The organism is Solirubrobacter ginsenosidimutans (assembly GCF_027587205.1).
Genome location: NZ_JAPDOD010000130.1, coordinates 1 through 1,326, shown reverse-complemented (window position 1 = coordinate 1,326; position 1,326 = coordinate 1). Strand labels below are relative to the sequence as shown.

Genomic DNA, 1,326 nt, shown 5'->3' with positions numbered 1-1,326 from the left:
TCGCTTCTCGCGCCAAGCGGCAGCGGTCCCAGACCGATCCGCACGCCCGCTCTGTGCTTTGAACGAGGGGTCGTGGCCTCAGAACGGTTGCAGTGGCGGGAGGTCGCTCGCCTCGGGATTGAGCCGGCGCGGGGTTTCGCCGTCGGTCGTCGAGGCTCCGGCGCCCGTGACGCTCTGACTCCGCCCGCATGCTGATCATCGACGCGCCGCGGGTTCGATCGACGCCTCTTGCGGACACAGGAGCGAGAACTCACGTCGGGGTGACCACGACCTTGCCGAGGGCATGGCCCTCGCCCACGTGGGCGAGCGCTAGCGGAAGCTCCTCGAGCGCGAACGTCCGGTCGATGTGGATGCCGATGTCGCCGTTGACGCAGAGGTCCGCCAACGGCTCGAAGCGGGTCGGTCCCTCTCGTACGGCGAGGACGCCGATGCGGCGTCGCGTGAGCCGGCCAGCGATCCAGCCGATGGCCAGGATGCGCAGCAGCGCGCTGACGGATCCCCCGACACAGCGATAGCGGCCACCGAGGGCGAGCGCCCTTCGGTAGGCGAACACCGATCGGTGCGCGACAAGATCGAGGATCAGGTCGTAGGGCTCCGCGGAGCGCGTGAAGTCCTCACTGCGGTAGTCGATCACCTCATCGGCGCCAAGCGAACGCATGAAGTCCAGCTTGCGGGCGTTGTCGACTCCCGTCACGCGCGCGCCACACCGTTTGGCGAGTTGGATCGCGAAGGAGCCCGTGCCTCCTCCGCCCCCGTTGACCAACACCCGAACGCCGTCCGCGGCACCGTCGGTTCCCTGCAGAGCGATCGCGCCCGCTTGTGGGATCGTCGAGGCCTGCGCGAACGTCAGCTCTTGCGGCTTGTGCGCGAGCGCCGCCTCGGGGGCGACCGCGAACTCGGCGAAGCCGCCCTTGAGCGCGAGGTTGTCACCGTAGACCTCGTCACCGTGTCGGAACCGGGTCACGCCTTCGCCGACGCGCTCGACCCAGCCGGCGATGTCTGAGCCGAGCGTACGGCGCGCCGGAGCACGCAACCCGCCGATGCGAGCGTATAGCGGTGACCCGCGCAGACACTCCCAGTCGCTGAGGTTGATCGATGTGGCGGCCACTTTGATCAGCACCTGTCCGGCGCCCGGCTGCGGCGTTGGGACCTCCTCGGTCCGCAACACCTGGGGCGATCCGTAGCGGTCGTAGATCGCCGCCCTCACCGCAAACGTCCCGCCCTGACGGTCTGCAGGCTCACGAGCCGCAGATCCTACGCGCGCTAGCTTCGCGACAGGAACGCGAGGGTGCTCTGACGCGCGGCCGCCATTGCGAGCAGCCGCAA

General features: G+C 69.1%; 1 protein-coding gene. It reads right to left on the bottom strand.

Going from position 1 to position 1,326, the window contains the following annotated elements; genetic code table 11:
- Window positions 1–250: 250 nt before the first annotated feature.
- Window positions 251–1,207 (bottom strand): NAD(P)-dependent alcohol dehydrogenase, encoded by a 957-nt coding sequence (locus OM076_RS44475; RefSeq protein ID WP_372518151.1) that lies wholly within the window; start codon window positions 1,205–1,207, stop codon window positions 251–253.
- Between the last annotated feature and the right edge of the window lie 119 nt (window positions 1,208–1,326).